The sequence below is a fragment of the Pseudomonas sp. AC242 genome, from assembly GCF_979258655.1.
The window spans coordinates 5,851,490-5,874,000 of the sequence record NZ_OZ409873.1; the positions used below are offsets into that span (position 1 = coordinate 5,851,490).

Sequence of the window (22,511 nt, forward strand, 5' to 3'; positions counted from 1 at the left end):
GCGGCCGTTTTGTTCACGGATCAGCTGTTGTTGTGGTCGACTTTGATGGTCGGGTCGCTGCCGGCAATCAGGTTGTGAATGTTGGCACTCGACCAGTTGTTGCCTTCCAGTTTGATCGTCACGTCCGGGGTCGCCGCTGCGGCATCGCCGGAGTTGAACTTGCCCGCCGAGCTGACTTGCAGCGACGACGTGCCGTCGACCGTGGTGATCTTCAGGAAGTTGTCGATGGTGCTGCCAGTCTCGCCCTGCAGCAAATCACGCAGATCGATACGGTCACCGTCGGCGGCCTTGAAGTCCTTGATCACGTCGTTGCCGGTGTCGCCCGCCTTCCAGACAAAGGTGTCGGCGCCAGAACCACCGATGAGGATGTCATTGCCCTGACCACCGATCAGTGTGTCGTTGCCGGTGCCGCCGAGCAGGATGTCATTGCCTTTGCCGCCATCGAGCAGGTCGTTGCCGCCCGAGCCGAAGAGGATGTCATTGCCCGCGCCACCCAACAGCGTGTCATTGCCATCATGCGCACCGGACACATCGAACGCCTGATAGTGCTCGGTGATGTATTGGTGCACGTTGCTGGTGGTGACCTTGCTGACGTCGACGCCGGTTTCCTTGGCAACGAACGCCTGCATAGCCTGATAACCCTCACCGGCAATGCCGTTGAAACTCACCAGATCGCCAAAGAGGATGTCATTGCCGTCGCCACCGCTGACGGTGTCGTTGCCCGGCATCGTCGCTTCGGTGTGGCCGATAATCGAGTTGGCCAGATCCTTCGGATCAATGTTGGTCTGCGGCGTTTTATCCGAATCGTAAGGTTTCAGGTCGTTGAGGCTGACGCCGCTGTTCAGGCCGATGGCCTCGACATTCGACAGGCCACTGAGCAACGCGAAGCTGCTGGTCGAGTTGTCGGTGGTGGTCGAGGTGGTGCTGCTGCCGCTACCGGCCAGACTCGACAACTCGTAAGTGCCGTCGCCCTGCGCGTGAACGGTGCCCAGATTGGTGGTGCTCCAGCCATAACGGGCGGTGTAGGTCTGCAACTGGGCAAAACCGCTGGCGTTGATGCTCAGGTAATGCGTGTTGTCGATGTAGGTGCTGAAGGTGTCGCCCAGCTTGTAGTTGCTGGTGGTCACCACGCTGTCGAACTTCACGCTGCCGTACAGCGTCGGGTTGGTCTGCTCGCCGCTCTGGTAGTAGGTCGGCTGGCCGTCGGTGATGAAGTACGTGAGGTTTTTCGCCCCGGTGTTGGCCACAGCGTCGGCACTCTGGAACCAGTTGGCCGTGGTTTTGAACACGTCCTCATAGTTGGTGCCGCCGCCGGAACTCATCGAGTCGAGTACGGATTTGAGCAGGGTCAGCGCATTCGGGTCGTTGAGGTTCACCGACACCGACTTGTTGACCTGGGTATCGAAGTCCACCAGGAAGATGTTCACCGTACCCGAGTTGCTGCCGCCCAGGCTCTGCTTGAGGGTGTTGAACACCGACGTCAGCGAATCCTTGGCCGCATTGATCGACGAGCTGCTCATACTGCCGGAGCTGTCGACCATGAAGGCGATGTTGTAGTTGGTACCCGGGACCACGGTCAGGCCACCGATGTCGGCGACGATGATGTCGTTGCCATCGGTGCCGCTGACGGTGTCATCGGCCGACGTGGCGACAATGGCGTTGTAGACCGCCGGCACCACGGTGACCGGAATGGTCGCGGTGCTGCTCGCCGAACCGCCGACCATTTCGGTGGAGGTCGAGGTCACGGTCAGGTTGAACTGGCCGTTGTAGTACGGCGGCGGGGTCACGGTCAGGCTGCCGAGGTTCCAGCCGGTGACGTTGGCGTCGCCGCTGCTGGCGGTGACGGTGAAGGTATGGCCCGCGCCATCGCTGAGCACCGAGCCGACTGGCGCGCCGCTGATCTTCACGCTCAGGGTTTCCGAGCCGTCGGTGTCAGTCAGTGCGGTGGTGATTGCCGACAGTTTCACCGTGGTGCCTTCGGCGCCGGTGTTGAGTTTGTAGCCGTCGTAATAGCCTTCGCCGTTGCTGCCGTGCAGATCGGAGACGGTCACGCCCGAATTCACCAGATCCTGAACGCCGGTGTAGATCGGTACGCCAGCGCTGCTCAGGTCGATCGGCGTGCTGCCGTTGACTGACAGGTTGACGTCGTAGCTGCCCGGGCCGCTCTGGTTGTGGTGGTAGATGTCCAGGGTGTAGTAGCCGCTGGTGGTCGGGGTGAACGAACCGTTGAGGTTACCGCCCGCGCCCCACGTGGTCGATGCCACGCTCTTGCCGCCAATGGTCACCAACAGGCTGTCATCGCCGATACCGCTGAAGGTGTAGGTCTTGCCGGCTTCCAGATAGATCAGGCCCGAGGTCTTCGAGGCAGTACCGGCGGTCACGCTGCCGTCGGACTGCACGTTGTTGACGTTAGTGCTGGTGTTCGGTGTGCCCGCACCGTCAATGACGTTTTTCAACGTGGTCGAATCCGCGCCGTTGCCGTTGGTGCCCAGACCCGAGAGACCAGTCCAGACTTCCTTGATCAGTCCGGTCGACTTCACGCTGTTGTCGGCCACGCTCACGGTCGGCGCATCCGCTACCGGGGTGATGTCGATCTTCACGGTGCCGGTGTTGCCCAGCAGTTGGCCGTCGGTTGGCTGGAACTTGATTTGCGCGTAGTCAGCCTGGTTGTTGCCCAGACCGCTGCCGCCGTAACCGTTGACGCCCGACTCGTTGGCATCCGGCAGGAAGCGCAGCTTGCCCGCGTCGATGTCAGCCTTGCTGAAGGTCTGGTTGTTGGCGACGTCCTTCCAGGTCGAGCCGTCCAGGTACTGCAGTTTGCCTTCGCCCGGCAGCTGGGTAATTTTGATGCCGAGGCTGGCGGCCGGGCTGTCGACGTCAGTAACGCCGAAAGTCGACCAGCCGAGCACCAACGGGGTGTCTTCGGTGCCGGTGACATTGCTCGGTGCAGCGACCGGTGCGTCATTGACCGCCACCACGTTGACCGTGGTGGTCGCGGTGTTGGAGTAGTTGCCGCCATCGGTCACAGTCACGGTGATGATCCGCGGCACGGTGCTCGGATTCTCACTGCTGTTGGTGAAGCTGATGTTCTTGATGGCCTGCATGTAATCAGCCAGCGTCGCGTTACCGGACAGCGTCAGCGTGACGGTGCCGTTGGTGCTGTTGGCATTGATGGTGATGCCGTTGACGCTGTTGCCCAGGTTCAGCGCATCGCCGTCCTGACGGTTGGTCAGGATTACGGTGGCGCCGGTGAGCATGGTGCTGTCCGGGTCGGTGATGCTGATGTCGGTGTCGGCAATCGACACACCCGCGCCCGGGGTGTTTTCGGTGAAGGTCACCTTGTAGTCGGCACCGGTGGCGCCGCTGGAGTTGTTGGCATCCAGGTCGATGACCGGCGGTGCGTCGTTGTCGATGATCGACGTGCTGACGCTGCCATTGGTGCTGCTGACCGCGAGGTTCTCGAAGTTGCCGCCAGTGGCTGAATCGATCTTGACCACGAAGTTCTCGGTGCCTTCGGTGATCTTGTCATCGATGGTGGCGACGTTGAACTGCGCGCTGCTCGCACCGGCCGGAATCTTCACGGTGTACACACCGGTGAAGTCCGAACCGTCGGCGGCGGTGCCGCTGTAGACGATTTTCAGGGTCACTTCGGTTTGCGCAGGGTGGTTCAGGCTGACCGTGTAGCTGGCGGTCTGGCCTTCGGTCACCGAGCTGCTGCCAGTGATGCTGACGGTGGTGGTGTCGACCGTGTCGGTGACGCTGGTCACGGCCGGAGCTGTGCTGGTGACCAGGTTTTCGAAGCTGCCACCGCTGGTACCGGTGATGGTCGCCTGCACGGTGCCGGCGTCTTTGTAGACGTCGTCAGCTGGTGCTGGAACGGTCACGGTGCCGGTGGTTTTGCCGGCGTCGATGGTGATTACCGAGCCGTTGCTCAGGGTTACGGTGACTGGCGAGCCTGCGGCATTGGTCAGGGTCGCGGTGTAAGTGATCTGACCACCTTCGGCCACGGTGCCGGTCGCGGACAGCGACAGGTTGGTGGTGTCGACGGTGTCGGTCACGGTGGTGCTGACCGGGGTTTTGTCGGCCACGAGGTTCTCGTAGTTGCCGCCCGTCACGTTGGTGATCGAGTTGGTCAGCGGCGCATGACCGGTCAGCGCATCGTTCGGTGCGGTGGTGGTCGCGGTGCCGGTGGTCTGGCCGACGCCAATGGTGATGGTCTGACCGTTCGACAGGGTCACGACAACCGGCGAGCCGGTAACCGGTGCGCCTACGGTCGCGGTGTAGACGACGTTGCCGCCTTCAGCCGCTGTACCGGTCGCGGTCAGTTTCACCGTGGTGGTGTCGATAGTGTCCGTGACGCTGGTCACGGCCGGCGTCGTGCTCGGCACGAGGTTTTCGAAGTTGCCACCGGTGGCGGTGCTGATCGTCGCCTGCACGGTGCCGGCGTCTTTGTAGACGTCATCCGCTGGCGCTGGAACAGTCACGGTGCCAGTGGTTTTACCGGCGTCGATGGTGATCACGGCGCCGTTGGACAGGGTTACGGTCACTGGCGAGCCAGCGGCGTTGGTCAATGTTGCGGTGTAGATGATCGAGCCGCCCTCAGCGACCGAATTGGTAGCGCTGAGCGACAGATTGGTGGTGTCGACGGTGTCGGTCACGTTGGTGCTGACCGGCGTTTTGTCAGCCACGAGGTTCTCGTAGTTACCGCCCGTCACGTTGGTGATCGAGTTGGTCAGCGGCGCATGGCCAGTCAATGCGTCGTTTGGCGCCGTGATGGTCGCCGTACCGGTGGTCTGGCCGACGCCGATGGTGATGGTCTGACCGTTGGCCAGGGTCACGACAACCGGCGAACCGGTGACTGGCGCGCCGACAGTCGCGGTGTAGACAACGTTGCCGCCCTCGGCTGCAGTTGTGGTTGCAGTGAGTTTTACGGTGGTGGTGTCGATCGTGTCGGTAACGCTGGTCACGGCTGGAATCGTGCTCGGCACGAGGTTTTCGAAGTTGCCACCGGTGGCGGTGCTGATCGTCGCCTGCACGGTGCCGGCGTCTTTGTAGACGTCATCCGCTGGCGCTGGAACAGTCACGGTGCCAGTGGTTTTACCGGCGTCGATGGTGATCACGGCGCCGTTGGACAGGGTTACGGTCACTGGCGAGCCAGCGGCGTTGGTCAATGTCGCGGTGTAAATAATCGAGCCACCTTCGGCCACGGTGCCGGTGGCGCTCAGCGACAGATTGGTGGTGTCGACGGTGTCGGTGACATTGGTCGATACCGGGGACTTGTCGGCCACCAGGTTCTCGAAGTTGCCACCTGTTACGTCAGTGATCGCATTGGTCAGTGGAGCATGGCCAGTCAATGCGTCGTTTGGCGCCGTGGTGGTCGCGGTACCGGTGGTCTGGCCGACACCGATGGTGATCGTCTGACCGTTGGCCAGGGTCACGACAACCGGCGAACCGGTGACTGGCGCGCCGACAGTCGCGGTGTAGGTGACGTTGCCACCTTCTGCTGTCGACTCTGTTGCTGTCAGTTTGACGGTGGTGGTGTCGATGGTGTCGGTGACGTTGGTCACTGCCGGTACGGTGCTCGGCACGAGGTTTTCGAAGTTGCCACCGGTGGCGGTGCTGATGGTCGCCTGCACGGTGCCGGCGTCTTTGTAGACGTCATCGGCCGGGGCTGGAACGGTCACGGTGCCAGTGGTTTTACCGGCGTCGATGGTGATCACTGCGCCGTTCGACAAGGTGACGGTCACTGGCGAGCCAGCGGCGTTGGTCAATGTCGCGGTGTAAACGATCGAGCCGCCTTCAGCGACCGAACCGGTCGCACTGAGCGACAGATTGGTGGTGTCGACAGTGTCGGTCACCGTAGTGCTGACCGGCGTTTTGTCAGCCACGAGGTTCTCGTAGTTACCGCCGCTCACGTTGGTGATCGCGTTGGTCAGCGGTGCATGACCGGTCAAAACGTCGTTTGGCGCGGTAGTGGTTGCGGTGCCGGTAGTCTGGCCTACACCGATGGTGATGGTTTGACCGTTCGACAGGGTTACCACGACTGGCGAACCGGTTACTGGCGCGCCGACGGTTGCGGTGTAGACGACATTGCCGCCTTCAGCGGCAGTGGCGGTCGCGGTCAGTTTCACCGTGGTGGTGTCGATGGTGTCGGTGACGCTGGTCACAGCCGGCGTCGTGCTCGGCACCAGGTTCTCGAAGTTACCACCGGTGGCGGTGCTGATCGTCGCCTGCACGGTGCCGGCGTCCTTGTAGACGTCGTCAGCCGGGGCTGGAACGGTCACGGTGCCAGTGGTTTTACCGGCATCGATGGTGATCACTGCGCCGTTCGACAAGGTGACGGTCACTGGCGAGCCAGCGGCGTTGGTCAGGGTCGCGGTGTAAACGATCGAGCCGCCTTCAGCCACCGAGCCAGTCGCGCTCAGCGATAGGTTCGTGGTGTCGACGGTGTCAGTCACGGTGGTGCTGACCGGAGTTTTGTCGGCAACAAGGTTCTCGTAGTTGCCGCCGGTCACGTTGGTGATCGAGTTGGTCAGTGGCGCATGACCGGTCAATGCATCGTTTGGCGCTGCGGTGGTTGCAGTGCCCGTGGTCTGGCCAACACCGATGGTGATGGTTTGACCATTGGCCAAAGTCACGACAACCGGCGAGCCGGTAACCGGTGCGCCTACGGTAGCGGTGTAGACAACGTTGCCGCCTTCAGCCGCCGACTCAGTGGCGGTCAACTTCACGGTGGTGGTGTCGATGGTGTCGGTGACGCTGGTCACAGCCGGCGTCGTGCTCGGCACCAGATTTTCGAAGTTGCCACCGGTGGCGGTGCTGATGGTCGCCTGCACGGTGCCGGCGTCTTTGTAGACGTCATCCGCTGGCGCTGGAACAGTCACGGTGCCAGTGGTTTTACCGGCGTCGATGGTGATCACTGCGCCGTTCGACAAGGTGATGGTCACTGGCGAGCCAGCGGCGTTGGTCAGGGTCGCGGTGTAAACGATCGAGCCGCCTTCGGCCACGGTGCCGGTGGCGCTCAGCGACAGATTGGTGGTGTCTGCGGTGTCGGTGACATTGGTCGATACCGGGGACTTGTCGGCCACCAGGTTCTCGAAGTTGCCACCTGTTACGTCAGTGATCGCATTGGTCAGTGGAGCATGGCCAGTCAATGCGTCGTTTGGCGCCGTGGTGGTCGCGGTACCGGTGGTCTGGCCGACGCCAATGGTGATGGTCTGGCCGTTGGCCAGGGTCACGACAACCGGCGAACCGGTAACTGGCGCGCCGACAGTCGCGGTGTAGATGACGTTGCCACCTTCTGCTGTCGACTCTGTTGCTGTCAGTTTGACGGTGGTGGTGTCGATGGTGTCGGTGACGCTGGTCACAGCCGGCGTCGTGCTCGGCACCAGGTTCTCGAAATTACCACCGGTGGCGTTGCTGATGGTCGCCTGCACGGTGCCGGCGTCTTTGTAGACGTCATCCGCTGGCGCTGGAACCGTCACGGTGCCAGTGGTTTTGCCGGCGTCGATGGTGATCACAGCGCCGTTCGACAGGGTTACGGTCACTGGTGAGCCAGCGGCGTTGGTCAATGTTGCGGTGTAGATGATCGAGCCACCTTCGGCAACCGAACCCGTCGCGCTCAGCGACAGGTGGGTGGTGTCGACGGTATCGGTGACCGTGGTCGAAACCGGGGTCTTGTCGGCCACCAGATTTTCGTAATTGCCGCCGGTTACACCGGTGATCGAGTTGGTCAGTGGCGCCTGACCGGTCAGCGCATCGTTCGGTGCGGTGGTGGTCACAGTGCCGGTGGTTTTACCGACTTCGATGGTGATGTTCTGACCGTTGGCCAAAGTCACCACGACAGGTGAACCGGTCACTGGAGCGCCCACAGTGGCGGTGTAAGTGACGGTGCCACCTTCAGCGACCGACGTATCAGCCGTCAGTTTTACGGTCGAGGTGTCGATGGTGTCGGTGACGCTGGTCACAGCCGGCGTCGTGCTCGGCACCAGGTTCTCGAAGTTACCACCGGTGGCGTTGCTGATCGTCGCCTGCACGGTGCCGGCGTCTTTGTAGACGTCGTCGGCCGGGGCTGGAACGGTCACGGTGCCAGTGGTTTTGCCGGCCTCGATGGTGATCACGGCGCCGTTGCTCAGCGTCACGGTCACTGGCGAGCCAGCCGCGTTGGTCAGCGTTGCGGTGTAAACAATCGAACCACCCTCGGCCACTGTCCCTGTGGCGCTGAGCGACAGGTTAGTGGTGTCGACGGTGTCGGTCACGGTGGTGCTGACCGGAGTTTTGTCGGCAACAAGGTTTTCGTAGTTGCCGCCGGTCACGTTGGTGATCGAGTTGGTCAGTGGCGCATGGCCGGTCAACGCATCATTTGGTGCGGTGAAGGTCACGGTGCCGGTGGTTTTGCCGACTTCGATGGTGATGTTCTGACCATTGGCCAGCGTCACGGTGACCGGTGAACCGGTTACTGGTGCCCCAACGGTCGCCGTGTAAGTGACGGTACCGCCCTCAGCGACCGACGTATCAGCCGTCAGTTTGACGGTCGAGGTGTCGATGGTATCGGTAACTTCGGTCACGGCCGGAACAGTGCTCGGCACCAGGTTTTCGAAATTGCCGCCCGTCGCCGTCGAGATTGTCGCTTCAACTTTGCCTGCGTCTTTGTAGACGTCGTCGGCTGGCGCTGGAACAGACACGGTGCCGCTGGTTTTGCCGGCTTCGATGGTAATCACCGCACCGTTCGACAGAGTCACGGTGACTGGCGAGCCAGCTGCGTTGGTCAATGTCGCGGTATAGATGATCGAACCGCCTTCGGCCACAGAACCGGTCGCACTGAGCGACAGGTTGGTGGTGTCGACGGTGTCAGTGACCGTGGTCAAAACCGGAGTCTTGTCGGCCACCAGATTTTCGTAGTTGCCGCCAGTGACACCGGTGATCGAGTTGGTGATCGGCGCGTGGCCGGTCAGCGCATCGTTCGGCGCGGTGAAGGTTACGGTGCCAGTGGTTTTACCGACTTCGATGGTGATGTTCTGACCATTGGCCAGCGTCACGACGACAGGCGAGCCGGTCACTGGCGCACCGACAGTGGCGGTGTAGGTGACGGTGCCACCTTCAGCGGCGGTCTCGGTCGCCGTCAGTTTCACGGTCGAGGTGTCGATGGTATCGGTGACTTCGGTCACGGCCGGAACAGTGCTCGGCACCAGGTTTTCGAAGTTGCCACCGGTAGCGGTCGAAATCGTCGCTTCGACTTTGCCGGCGTCTTTGTAGACGTCATCGGCCGGAGCTGGAACGGTCACGGTGCCAGTGGTTTTACCGGCTTCGATGGTGATTACCGCGCCGTTCGACAGGGTCACCGTGACTGGCGAGCCTGCAGCGTTGGTCAGGGTTGCGGTGTAGATGATCGAACCACCTTCCGCAACGGTGCCGGTCGCAGTCAGCGACAGATTGGTGGTGTCGACGGTGTCGGTGACATTGGTCGAAACCGGCGTCTTGTCCGCCACCAGATTTTCGAAGTTGCCGCCGCTCACCTCGGTGATCGCATTGGTGATCGGCGCGTGGCCGGTCAGTGCGTCATTCGGCGCGGTGGTGGTCGCGGTGCCGGTGGTCTGGCCAACACCAATGGTGATGGTCTGACCGTTAGCCAGGGTCACGACCACAGGTGAACCAGTGACTGGCGCGCCGACGGTTGCGGTGTAAGTCACGCTGCCGCCCTCAGCCGCCGACTCGGTCGCGGTGAGTTTGACGGTGGTGGTGTCGATGGTGTCGGTGACATTGGTCACCGCCGGTACGGTGCTCGGCACCAGATTCTCGAAGTTACCGCCCGTTGCATCCTTGATCGTCACTTCGACTTTGCCAGCGTCTTTGTAGACGTCATCGGCAGGTGCCGCAACGGTCACGGTGCCGGTAGTTTTGCCAGCCTCGATGGTGATCACCGAACCGTTCGACAGGGTCACGGTCACCGGGGTGCCGGCCGGGTTGGTCAGCGTCGCGGTGTAAACGATCGAACCGCCTTCAGCCACAGAATCGGTTGCGGTCAGGTTCAGGTTGGTGGTGTCGGTGGTGTCCGAAACCACGGTGTCGGCGGACTTGCCGTCGACCGCCAGTTTTTCGTAATTGCCGCCGGTGGCGCCGTCGATGGTCACGCTCAGCGAGCTGCCGCCGGCCAGTGGGCTGTTTGGCGCGACGAAGTTCACCGAACCGGTGGTTTCACCGACGGCGATAGTGATGGTCTGGCCGTTGGACAGGGTCACGACAACCGGCGAGCCGGTCACTGGCGCGGTCACGGTCGCGGTGTAGACCACGGTTTCGCCTTCAGCGACGTTCGCCGTGGCGGTCAGCGACACGGTGGAGGTGTCGATGGTGTCGTTGACGGTGGTGACGGCCGGAGTAGTGCTGGTGACGAGGTTTTCGAAGTCGCCACCGGTCGCGCCTTTGATGGTCGCCTCAACGGTGCCGGCGTCTTTGTAGACGTCGTCTTTCGGTGCGTCGACGGTGACAGTGCCAGTGGTTTTGCCAGCGTCAATGGTGATCACCGAGCCGTTGCTCAGGGTCACGGTGACTGGCGAGCCAGCAGCATTGGTCAGGGTCGCGGTGTAGGTGATCTGGCCACCCTCGTTCACCGAGCCGGTCGCGGTCAGCGACAGGTTGGTGGTGTCGACGGTGTCGGTGACGGTGGTGTTGACCGGGGTTTTGTCGGCCACGAGGTTTTCGTAGTTGCCGCCGGAAACGCCGGTGATCGAGTTGGTCAACGGAGCATGGCCAGTCAGCGCATCGTTTGGCGCGGTGGTGGTCACGGTGCCGCTGGTTTTACCCACTTCGATGGTGATGTTCTGACCATTGGCCAGGGTCACGACAACCGGCGAACCGGTGACTGGCGCGCCGACCGTCGCGGTGTAGGTGACGGTGCCACCTTCAGCCGCAGACTCGGTGGCGGTCAGTTTGACCGTCGAGGTGTCGATGGTGTCAGTGACGTCGGTTACGGCTGGCGTGGTGCTCGGAACGAGGTTCTCGAAGTTGCCGCCAGTGGCGTCCTTGATGGTCACTTCGACCTTGCCAGCGTCTTTGTAGACGTCATCGGCTGGAGCCGCCACGGTCACGGTGCCGGTGGTCTTGCCCGCTTCGATGGTGATTACCGAACCGTTCGAAAGGGTGACGGTGACTGGCGTACCGGCCGGATTGGTCAGTGTTGCGGTGTAAACGATCGAACCGCCTTCAGCCACAGTGCCGGTCGCGGTCAGCGACAGGTTGGTGGTGTCGACAGTGTCAGTAACAGTGGTCGAAACCGGGGTTTTGTCGGCGACCAGATTCTCGTAGTTACCGCCGCTCACATCAGTAATCGCGTTGGTCAGCGGCGTGTGCCCAGTCAGCGCATCGTTTGGCGCGGTGGTGGTCACGGTACCGCTGGTTTTGCCGACCTCGATGGTGATGTTCTGGCCGTTGGCCAGGGTCACTACAACCGGTGAACCCGTCACTGGAGCACCGACGGTGGCGGTGTAAGTAACGGTGCCACCTTCAGCCGCTGACTCGGTGGCAGTCAGTTTGACCGTCGAGGTGTCGATGGTGTCAGTGACGTCGGTCACGGCCGGCACAGTGCTCGGTACCAGGTTCTCGAAGTTGCCGCCGGTAGCATCCTTGATAGTCACTTCGACCTTGCCGGCGTCTTTGTAGACGTCATCGGCCGGCGCCGGAACGGTCACGGTGCCAGTGGTTTTACCTGTCTCGATGGTGATCACCGAGCCGTTCGACAGGGTCACGGTGACAGGCGAGCCCGCCGCATTGGTCAGGGTCGCGGTGTAGATGATCGAACCGCCCTCGGCCACGGAACCGGTAGCGCTGAGCGACAGATTGGTGGTGTCGGTGCTGTCGGTCACTGTGGTGGTGATCGGGGTTTTGTCGGCGACCAGATTTTCGTAATTGCCGCCGCTCACGCCGGTGATCGAGTTGGTCAGCGGGGCCTGACCGGTCAGTGCATCGTTCGGCGCGGTGAAGGTTACGGTGCCGGTGGTCTTGCCCACTTCAATGGTGATGCTCTGACCATTGGCCAGGGTCACCACGACAGGAGAACCGGTGACCGGCGCGCCGACAGTGGCGGTATAGGTGACGGTGCCGCCTTCAGCGACCGTGGTGTCGGCCGTCAGCTTCACGGTCGAGGTGTCGATGGTGTCAGTGACTTCGGTCACGGCTGGCGTGGTGCTCGGGACCAGGTTCTCGAAGTTGCCGCCGGTGGCGTCCTTGATGGTGACTTCGACTTTGCCGGCGTCCTTGTAGACGTCATCGGCAGGCGCAGGAACAGTCACCGTGCCGGTGGTTTTGCCCGCTTCGATGGTGATCACCGAGCCGTTGCTCAGGGTCACGGTGACCGGGCTGCCAGCGGCATTGGTCAGGGTCGCGGTGTAGGTGATCTGGCCGCCTTCAGCCACGGTTCCTGTCGCGCTCAGCGTCAGGTTGGTGGTATCGACGGTGTCGGTGACGGTGGTGCTGACCGGGGTTTTGTCGGCCACGAGGTTTTCGTAGTTGCCGCCGGAAACGCCGGTGATCGCGTTGGTCAGAGGAGCGTGGCCCGTCAGCGCATCGTTCGGCGCAATGGTGGTCACGGTGCCGGTGGTTTTGCCGACTTCAATGGTGATGTTCTGACCGTTGGCCAGGGTCACCACGACCGGCGAACCAGTGACCGGCGCGCCGACAGTGGCGGTGTAGGTGACGGTGCCACCTTCAGCGGCCGACTCGGTGGCGGTCAGTTTGACCGTCGAGGTATCGATGGTGTCAGTTACATCGGTAACGGCTGGCGTGGTGCTCGGAACCAGATTCTCGAAGTTGCCGCCGGTAGCATCCTTGATAGTGACTTCGACCTTGCCGGCGTCTTTGTAGACGTCATCGGCTGGAGCCGCCACGGTCACGGTGCCGGTGGTCTTGCCCGCTTCGATGGTGATCACCGAGCCATTGCTCAGGGTCACAGTCACCGGGGTGCCGGCCGGGTTGGTCAGGGTCGCGGTGTAAACAATCGAACCACCTTCCGCCACGGTGCCGGTCGCAGTCAGCGACAGGTTGGTGGTGTCGACAGTGTCAGTAACAGTGGTCGAAACCGGGGTTTTGTCGGCAACGAGGTTCTCGTAATTGCCACCGGAAACGTCGGTGATCGCATTGGTCAGCGGAGCGTGGCCAGTCAGCGCATCGTTTGGCGCGGTAGTGGTCACGGTGCCGCTGGTTTTGCCGACTTCGATAGTGATGTTCTGGCCGTTCGCCAAGGTCACGACAACCGGCGAACCGGTGACTGGTGCGCCAACGGTGGCGGTGTAGGTGACAGTGCCACCTTCAGCCACAGTGGTGTCGGCCGTCAGCTTCACGGTCGAGGTGTCGATGGTATCAGTGACGTCGGTCACGGCAGGCGTGGTGCTTGGCACCAAGTTCTCGAAGTTGCCGCCGGTGGCGTCCTTGATGGTCACTTCGACTTTGCCGGCGTCTTTGTAAACGTCATCGGCTGGCGCAGGAACGGTCACGGTGCCAGTGGTTTTGCCGGCCTCGATGGTGATCACCGAGCCATTGCTCAGGGTCACGGTGACAGGCGAACCGGCGGCGTTGGTCAGGGTCGCGGTGTAAGTGATCTGGCCGCCTTCAGCCACGGTGCCCGTCGCGCTCAGCGTCAGGTCGGTGGTGTCAGTGGTGTCGGTGACCGTGGTGCTGACCGGGGTTTTGTCGGCGACGAGGTCTTCGTAATTGCCGCCGCTCACGCCCGTGATTGCGTTGGTGATCGGCGCGTGGCCGGTCAACGCATCGTTCGGTGCAGTGGTGGTCACGGTGCCGGTGGTTTTGCCGACTTCGATGGTGATGTTCTGACCGTTGGCCAGGGTTACGACCACAGGCGAGCCGGTCACCGGCGCGCCGACAGTGGCGGTGTAAGTGACGGTGCCACCTTCAGCCGCCGACTCGGTGGCGGTCAGTTTGACGGTAGTGGTATCGACGGTATCGGTCACGTCGGTGACGGCCGGAACGGTGCTCGGAACGAGGTTTTCGAAGTTGCCGCCGGTGGCGTCCTTGATGGTCACTTCGACTTTGCCGGCGTCTTTGTAAACGTCATCGGCTGGCGCAGGAACGGTCACGGTGCCAGTGGTTTTGCCCGCTTCGATGGTGATCACCGAGCCGTTGCTCAGGGTCACGGAGACTGGCGTGCCGGCAGGGTTGCTCAGGGTCGCGGTGTAAGTGATCTGGCCGCCTTCAGCCACGGTGCCCGTCGCGCTCAGCGTCAGGTCGGTGGTGTCAGTGGTGTCGGTGACCGTGGTGCTGACCGGGGTTTTGTCGGCGACGAGGTCTTCGTAATTGCCGCCGCTCACGCCCGTGATTGCGTTGGTGATCGGCACGTGGCCGGTCAACGCATCGTTCGGTGCAGTGGTGGTCACGGTGCCGGTGGTTTTGCCGACTTCGATGGTGATGTTCTGACCGTTGGCCAGGGTCACGACCACAGGCGAGCCGGTCACCGGCGCGCCGACAGTGGCGGTGTAAGTGACGGTGCCACCTTCAGCCGCCGACTCGGTGGCGGTCAGTTTGACGGTGGTGGTATCGACGGTATCGGTCACGTCGGTGACGGCCGGAACGGTGCTCGGAACGAGGTTTTCGAAGTTGCCGCCGGTGGCGTCCTTGATGGTCACTTCGACTTTGCCGGCGTCTTTGTAAACGTCATCGGCTGGTGCCGGAACAGTCACGGTGCCGGTTGTTTTGCCGGCCTCAATGGTGATCACCGAGCCGTTGCTCAGGGTCACGGTGACTGGCGTGCCGGCCGGATTGGTCAGCGTGGCGGTGTAAACAATCGAACCACCCTCAGCCACGGAACCGGTTGCGCTCAGCGACAGGTTGGTGGTGTCGGCAACATCGGTAACGCTGGTCGATACCGGGGTCTTGTCGGCGACCAGATCTTCGTAATTACCACCCGAAACGCCAGTGATCGAATTCGTCAGCGGTGCGTTGCCGGTCAACGCGTCATTTGGCGCGGTGGTGGTCACGCTGCCGGTGGTTTTACCGACTTCAATGGTGATGCTCTGACCGTTGGCCAGGGTTACCACGACAGGCGAACCGGTCACCGGGGCGCCAACGGTGGCGGTGTAGGTGACGGTGCCACCTTCAGCAACCGAGGTATCAGCCGTCAGTTTCACGGTCGAGGTATCGATAGTGTCGGTCACTTCGGTCACGGCCGGGACAGTGCTCGGCAGCAGATTCTCGAAGTTGCCGCCAGTCGCATCCTTGATGGTGACTTCGACTTTGCCTGCGTCTTTATAGACATCATCGGCCGGCGCCGGAACGGTCACGGTGCCAGTGGTTTTGCCCGCGTCGATGGTGATCACCGAGCCGTTGCTCAGGGTCACGGTTACCGGCGTGCCGGCCGGATTGGTCAGGGTCGCGGTGTAAACGATCGAACCCCCTTCCGCCACGGTGCCGGTGGCCGTCAGCGACAGGTTGGTGTTGTCGATCGAGTCGGTAATGGTGGTGGTCGCTGGCGTCGTGTTCGGCACCAGGTTTTCGAAATTGCCGCCGGTAGCGCCGGTGATAGTGGTGCTGACGGTGCTGCCATTGTTGTAAACGTCGTTGGCCGCGGTCGGCACGTTGACGCTGCCGGTGGTTTTGCCGGCGTCAATGGTGATGGTCGAACCGTTCGACAGGGTGATCGTCACCGGAGTTTGCGCTGCGTTGGTCAGCGTCGCGGTGTAGGTGATCTGGCCGCCTTCGACGACGGTGCCGGTAGCGGTGAGGCTCACGCTGGTGGTGTCGACCGAGTCGGTAACCGTGGTGGTGGCTGGCGTGGTGTTTGGCACCAGGTTTTCAAAGTTGCCGCCGCTGGCGCCAGTAATGGTGGTGCTGACAGTGCCGCCATTGTTGTAGACGTCATTGGCCGCCGTCGGCACGTTGACGGTGCCGGTGGTCTGGCCAGCCTCAATGGTGATGGTCGAACCGTTCGACAGGGTGACGGTCACCGGGGTTTGCGCCGGGTTGGTCAGGGTCGCGGTGTAGGTGATCTGGCCGCCTTCGACCACTGTGCCGGTGGCAGTCAGGGTCAGGTTGGTGGTGTCGATCGAGTCGGTGATGGTGGTCACCACTGGCGTCGGGTTCGGCACCAGGTTTTCGAAGTTGCCGCCAGTCGCACCGGTAATAGTGGTGGTGACGGTGCTGCCGTTGTTATAGACGTCGTTGGCTGGAGTCGGCACGTTGACGGTGCCGGAGGTCTGGCCGGCGCCGATGGTGATGGTCGAGCCGTTCGACAGGGTGACGGTCACCGGGGTTTGCGCCGGGTTGGTCAGGGTCGCGGTGTACGTGATCTGGCCGCCTTCGGTGACACTCGGCCCGGCCGTCAGGGTGACGGTGGTGGTGTCGATGGTGTCGGTGACCTGGGTCGTGGCCGGAGTGGTCGGCGGGGTCACGGTGATGCCATTGCCGCCGGTGGTGCCGGTGACGGTCACGTCGATCTGGGTCGGGTCGTTATAAACGGTGTCGTTCGGCGCCAGTGGCACGTTGACGGTGCCGGTGGTTGCACCGGCCGGAATCACGATCACCGCGCCGTTGGACAGGGTGATGGTCAGGTCGGTCAGCGGCGCCTGGGTCAGGGTCGCGGTGTACACCAGCACACCGCCGGCTTCGGTGATGGACGGCGTGGCGCTGAGGCTCAGGGTCGAATCACGCAGGGCGTTGGTGGTGGTATCGGTGGTCTGGCCGCCGGTAATGTTTTGCGCAGCTTGACCGGCAGCGTTGATGCCTGCGGTCGGGAAGCCAATGGTCGGGTCAACGCGGCCAGCGGTGGCATCGAGCATCACGAAGCTGTGACCGCCACCGGCAGCACCGCCCGTGCCTGCGGCGCTTGGGCCGGCAGCAGTAGCGTCCAGCGCGGTGGTCGGGTCGACACCGGCGGCGATGGCTTGCTGCAGTTCGGCTACCGACGGCGCTGCCTGCGCGGTGGCTTCGGCCAAATCAGTGCTGGAGTCGGGCGCGTTGGCGCTCCACTGAGTTTCACGGCCCAGATCAAGGGTGCGGCCATCGGCCAATTCAAGCGACACGGCGCCGGAGAGGCCGGTGTCGATCTGGTCGCCGACAAACAGACGATCGCCTTCAACGAGTACGCGACGCACGCCCTCTGGTGACACCACGAATACCTGACCGACAATGCTTTTGACGATGGCAACAACACTGCTCATTGAAGACTCTCCGGGTGTCACGTTCAGTTGACTTCCATGGACCTGACGGCATGGGCGCCGATTCAGTCTGGACGTACTTTAAAAATTTGCGAAACAAGTTTGACGCGTCTTTTCGTCAATAATTTGGCTAGATTCTTTCGCTATTAACTTTATGCCAAACTATTGACCTTCTGGGTGCCATCCTAAACAATCGCCCCACTAATGTCACATTGATATTTCCGCGGCGACCTGTCCTTCAGCGTGTGATCCAGTTCCTGTTTTGAACTTTCCGACATACGGTCAATCTGGTTGCCATCATCCGACGCAGCGCCACGTTTTGCTGTGATTCAAGACAAGAAGTTCTGGGAAATTCCTATCATGCGTTCGCCCCTGCTTTTCGCCGTACCCTTCGCCCTCGCCGCCTCTTTTGTACAAGCACAATCCTTACCAGAAGCCATGCAGCAGGCACTGGATGTCCATCCGGAAATCCAGGCAGGGGTCAACAGTCGTTTGGCTGCGGATTATCAGTTAAGAGCGGCAAAAGGTGGATACCTGCCGAAGGTCGATCTGCTCGGCGGTTATGGCCGTGAGGGTACCGACAGCGTCACCACCCGCGCCAATTCCGGTAACCACTACGAAACCCTGAATCGTAGCGAGTCAAGTTTACGTCTCTCGCAAATGGTCTTTGACGGTTTTGCGACGTCCAGCGAGGTCGGGCGTCAACAAGCCACCGTCAACTCCCGCGCTTACTCGTTGCTCGGTACTTCCGAGCGCACCGCGCTGACCGTCGCCCAGGTCTACCTGGATGTGCTGACCCGCCGCGAATTCGTGCGTCTGGCCGAAGAAAACCTCAAGAGCCACCAGCGCATCTACGACCAGATCCAGCTGCGTACCCAACGCGGCGTCGGCAGCGGTGCCGACCTCGACCAGGCTGAAGCGCGGATGGCCCAGGCCCGCAACAACCTGATCACCGAGCAGACCAACCTCGCCGACTCGGAAACCAACTTCCTCAGCGCCGTCGGCCAGATGCCTGATCAGCTCGAGCGTCCGGCGCCGTTCATGGCGATGATGCCGGCCAACCTCAATGAAGCCCGCCAGCAGATGCTGGAAAACAGCCCGATCCTGCGTTCGGCCGAGTCCGACATCGCCGCCGCCGAGAAGCAATACGAAACCGCCAAGTCGACCTTCTACCCACGTTTCGACGCCGAACTGGGTCGCACCGCCGACAACGATCTCGACGGCCAGAACGGTCACAACAACGAATGGCAAGCCATGCTGCGCATGCGCTTCAACCTCTATTCCGGTGGCAGCAACAAGGCCGATCTGGAATCCAAGTCGTACCTGTCGAACCAGGCTTTGGATATTCGCAACAACGCCCTGCGTCAGTTGAACGAAGAGCTGGGCCTGGCCTGGAACGCCTTGAACAACGCTAACGCGCAGGTGCCGATCGCGCAGCAATACGTCGATCACAGCACCTCGGTGCGCACCGCCTACCAGCGTCAGTTCAGCCTCGGTGAACGAACTCTGCTTGATTTGCTCGACAGCGAAAACGAGTTGTTCACCGCTTCGCGGCGTCTGGCTGAAATCAAAAACATTCAGTTATTTACTCAGTACCGAATCAAGGCGACCATGGGCGAGTTGCTCAGAAGCCAGGGAGTGGTCGCACCGTTGGCATCCGTTGTGCAAAACGACGTCAAGCCCAAGGTCCAGCTGCCTGGGATGAATTGAGTTATCCCTTTTCAACTGTCAAAGAGTGTCGAGCGTGGAATCAGAAGTCAGTCGAGTTCAACTCAGTCATGATCCACGCGCGCTGCACGACGATCCGTTACTGGACGGTCTGCTCGCCCTTTGCATGCTGCACCAGAAGCCCGCCAGCGCGGCGATGCTGACCACCGGACTGCCGCTGCCCAAACAACGCCTGAGTGTCGAGTTGCTGCCCCGCGCGGCAGCTCGCGCCGGCCTGCAAGGTCGGGTATTGCAGCGCAAACTGGAAGAAATTCCGGCGATCGCCATGCCGGCGTTGCTGCTGCTCAAGGATGGCCGCAGCGCCGTCCTGCTCGGCTGGCAGGGTGACAATGAAGCCCGGGTGCTGCTCAGCGAAACCGACGGCGGCGAGTCGATTGTCAGCCGTGAATTGCTGACCGACGATTACACCGGCAAAGTCTTCTTCGCCCAGCCGCAACACAAATTCGACGTCAACCACGGCACGCTGATTCCGCGTGCGCGCTCGTGGTTCCGCGACACCCTCAAGCGTTCGCGCTGGCTGTACGCCGATGCGATTGCCGCGAGTTTCCTGATCAACATCATCGCCATGGCCGCGCCGCTGTTCGTGATGAACGTCTACGATCGCGTGGTGCCGAACCAGGCCGAAGCGACCCTGTGGGTTCTGGCGTTGGGCATCACCGGCGCCTACATCTTTGACCTGATCCTCAAGAGTCTGCGCGCCCTGTGCCTGGATCTGGCCGGGAAGAAAACCGACCTGATCATCTCCGCGACGCTGTTCGAGCGCATCGTCGGCATGGCGATGAAATACCGTCCGGCGCGAGTCGGCAGCTTCGCGCAGAACATCCACGAATTTCAGAGCCTGCGCGACTTCCTCGCCTCGCTGACCCTGACCAGCCTGATCGACCTGCCGTTCACCATCCTGATCTTCATCGTCATCGCCATTCTCGGCGGGCATCTGGTGTGGATTCCGGTGCTGGCGTTCCCGATTGCCCTGCTGATCGGCTACGCCTTGCAGAAGCCGCTGGTGGCGACCATGGAGCGCACCATGGCCCTTGGCGCCGAGCGCCAGTCGAGCCTGATCGAAACCCTCGCCGGTCTCGACGCGGTGAAGGTCAATAACGCGGAGAGCGAACGCCAGTACCAGTGGGAACAGACCATCGGCACCCTCAGCCGCCTCGAGCTGCGGGTGAAAATGCTCTCCGGCCTGGCGATGAACATCACCCTGCTGATCCAGCAACTGGCCGGGGTGATCATGATCGTCTTCGGCGTGTACCAGATCATCGCCGGCAACCTGAGCATGGGCGGTCTGATTGCCTGCTACATGCTCAGCGGTCGCGCACTGAGCCCGTTGGCCTCGCTGTCGGGTCTGTTGACCCGTTATCAGCAAGCCCGCGTGACCATGACCTCGGTCGACCAGATGATGGAGTTGCCGCAAGAGCGCAATTTTGAAGAGCGCCCGCTGAGCCGCAAGGTTTTGCAAGGCGCGATCGAGTGCCGCCAGCTCAGCTTCACTTACCCGGAACAACAGAACCCGGCGCTGAAGAACATCAATCTGGTGATTCGTCCCGGCGAGAAGATCGGCATCATCGGCCGCAGCGGCTCGGGCAAGAGTTCGCTGGCGAAATTGCTGGTCGGCCTGTATCAGCCGGACGACGGCGCGCTGCTGGTCGACGGTGTGGATATCCGTCAGATCGACGTCAGCGAACTGCGCTACAACATTGGCTACGTGCCGCAAGACATCCAACTGCTGGCCGGCACCCTGCGTGACAACCTCGTCTCCGGCGCCCGTTATGTAGAAGACGAACTCGTCCTGCAAGCCGCCGAACTGGCCGGCGTCCACGAATTCGCCCGTCTGCATCCACAAGGTTACGAGCTGCAAGTCGGCGAGCGCGGGCAGAACCTCTCCGGTGGTCAACGGCAGAACGTCGCACTGGCCAGGGCGCTGTTGCTCAATCCGCCGATCCTGCTGATGGACGAGCCGACCAGTGCGATGGACAACACCGGTGAAGAACGCCTCAAGCAACGCCTCGCCGCGGTGATTGAAAACAAGACCGTGGTGCTGGTGACGCACCGGGCTTCACTGTTGTCGCTGGTCGATCGTCTGCTGGTGATCGACCGTGGACAAATTCTCGCCGATGGCCCGAAAGCCGCCGTGATGGAAGCGTTGAAGAAGGGGCAGATCAGTGTTGCTTAAGTCGGGTTTCAAGGATTCGATCCGTCGCTACTTCAAAGGCTCGGCATCACTGCAGGGCCAGCCACTGCCGGAGGTCAACAAAGCGCTGATCGAGGACGCCCCGCGCGTCGTGCGCCTGACCATCTGGGCGATCATCGGCTTCTTTATCTTTCTGCTGCTGTGGGCCAACTTCGCCGTGATCGACGAAGTGACCAAGGGCGACGGCAAAGCGATTCCGTCGTCGAAGATCCAGAAAATCCAGAACCTTGAGGGCGGGATCATCTCCGAACTGTTCGTCAAGGAAGGCCAGATTGTCGAAGCCGGTGCACCGCTGATTCGTCTCGACGACACGCGATTTGCGTCGAACGTCGGTGAAACCGAAGCCGATCGCCTGTCGATGCTGCTGCGCGTAGAACGCCTCAGCGCCGAGGTCGATGACCGTCCGCTGAATTTCCCCGAGGACGTGCTCAAAGCCGTGCCCGGTCAGGCCAAGAGTGAAGAGTCGCTGTACATCAGCCGCCGTCAGCAGTTGCACGACGAGATCGGTGGTTTGCAGGAGCAGTTGATTCAGCGTCAGCAAGAGCTGCGCGAATTCGCCTCCAAGCAAGCGCAGTATCGTCAGCAGCTCGGTTTGCAGCGCCAGGAAATCAACATGTCCGAGCCGCTGGTGGCGCAGGGCGCGGTGTCCCCGGTGGAGGTCTTGCGTCTGAAGCGTGCCGAGGTGGAAACCCGTGGTCAGCTGGATGCAACGACGCTGGCCATTCCCCGTGCCGAATCGGCGATCAAGGAAGTGCAGCGCAAGATCGACGAAACGCGCGGCAAATTCCGCAGCGAAGCGCTGACCCAACTCAACGAAGCCCGCACCGACCTGAACAAGGCCAGCGCGACGGGCAAGGCGCTGGAAGACCGCGTCAGCCGCACGCTGGTGACATCGCCGGTGCGCGGCATCGTCAACAAGTTGCTGGTCAACACCATCGGCGGCGTGATCCAGCCGGGCAGCGACATGGTCGAAATCGTACCGCTAGACGACACACTACTGGTCGAAGCCAAGATCCGCCCGCAAGACATTGCCTTCCTGCATCCGGGGCAGGAAGCGATCGTCAAGTTCACCGCCTACGACTACACCATTTACGGCGGGCTCAAAGCCAAGCTTGAGCAGATTGGTGCCGACACCATTACCGACGAAGACAAGAAAACCACGTACTACATCATCAAGGTGCGTACTGAGCGCAGCCACTTGGGTACCGATGAAAAGCCGTTGCTGATCATCCCGGGGATGGTTGCGTCGGTGGACATCATTACCGGCAAGAAATCGGTGTTGAGTTATCTGCTCAAGCCGATCATCCGTGCGCGGGCTGAGGCGTTGCACGAGCGTTGATTCTATAGTGTCCTCACTGGCCTCTTCGCGAGCAGGCTCACTCCTACAGTAACCGCATTTCTCCAGAGGAATGCGATCCCTGTAGGAGTGAGCCTGC

4 protein-coding genes are annotated in these 22,511 nt (G+C 61.7%); 3 read left to right on the top strand and 1 reads right to left on the bottom strand.

Annotated elements, in window-relative coordinates; translation table 11 throughout:
* Positions 1-20: 20 nt before the first annotated feature.
* Entirely contained in the window at positions 21-17,159 is a 17,139-nt protein-coding gene (locus tag ACZZ0A_RS26430; RefSeq protein WP_463543930.1) for an immunoglobulin-like domain-containing protein, read from the bottom strand.
* A gap of 357 nt (positions 17,160-17,516) precedes the next feature.
* Between ACZZ0A_RS26430 and ACZZ0A_RS26435 the strand changes: the two genes are divergently transcribed.
* The 3 genes from ACZZ0A_RS26435 to ACZZ0A_RS26445 are packed head-to-tail and all read left to right on the top strand — an operon-like array spanning position 17,517 to position 22,414.
* Positions 17,517-18,866 carry a TolC family outer membrane protein gene (locus tag ACZZ0A_RS26435; RefSeq protein WP_007918308.1) on the top strand — a complete coding sequence of 450 codons (1,350 nt, stop codon included), beginning with the start codon at positions 17,517-17,519 and terminating at the stop codon, positions 18,864-18,866.
* A 34-nt stretch (positions 18,867-18,900) separates the two neighbouring features.
* Complete coding sequence (locus ACZZ0A_RS26440; protein ID WP_095113879.1) at positions 18,901-21,057, top strand: type I secretion system permease/ATPase; 2,157 nt, start codon at positions 18,901-18,903, stop codon at positions 21,055-21,057.
* Positions 21,047-22,414: an HlyD family type I secretion periplasmic adaptor subunit gene (locus ACZZ0A_RS26445; RefSeq protein WP_007918311.1), complete on the top strand. Its 1,368-nt coding sequence runs from the start codon at positions 21,047-21,049 to the stop codon at positions 22,412-22,414. Before ACZZ0A_RS26440 ends, ACZZ0A_RS26445 begins: the two co-directional genes overlap by 11 nt.
* Positions 22,415-22,511 lie beyond the last annotated feature (97 nt).

Excerpts from the sequence above, each read along its gene's own strand:
- ACZZ0A_RS26430 (WP_463543930.1), bottom strand. The coding sequence starts at position 17,159 with ATGAGCAGTGTTGTTGCCATCGTCAAAAGCATTGTCGGTCAGGTATTC.
- ACZZ0A_RS26435 (WP_007918308.1), top strand. The coding sequence starts at position 17,517 with ATGCGTTCGCCCCTGCTTTTCGCCGTACCCTTCGCCCTCGCCGCCTCT.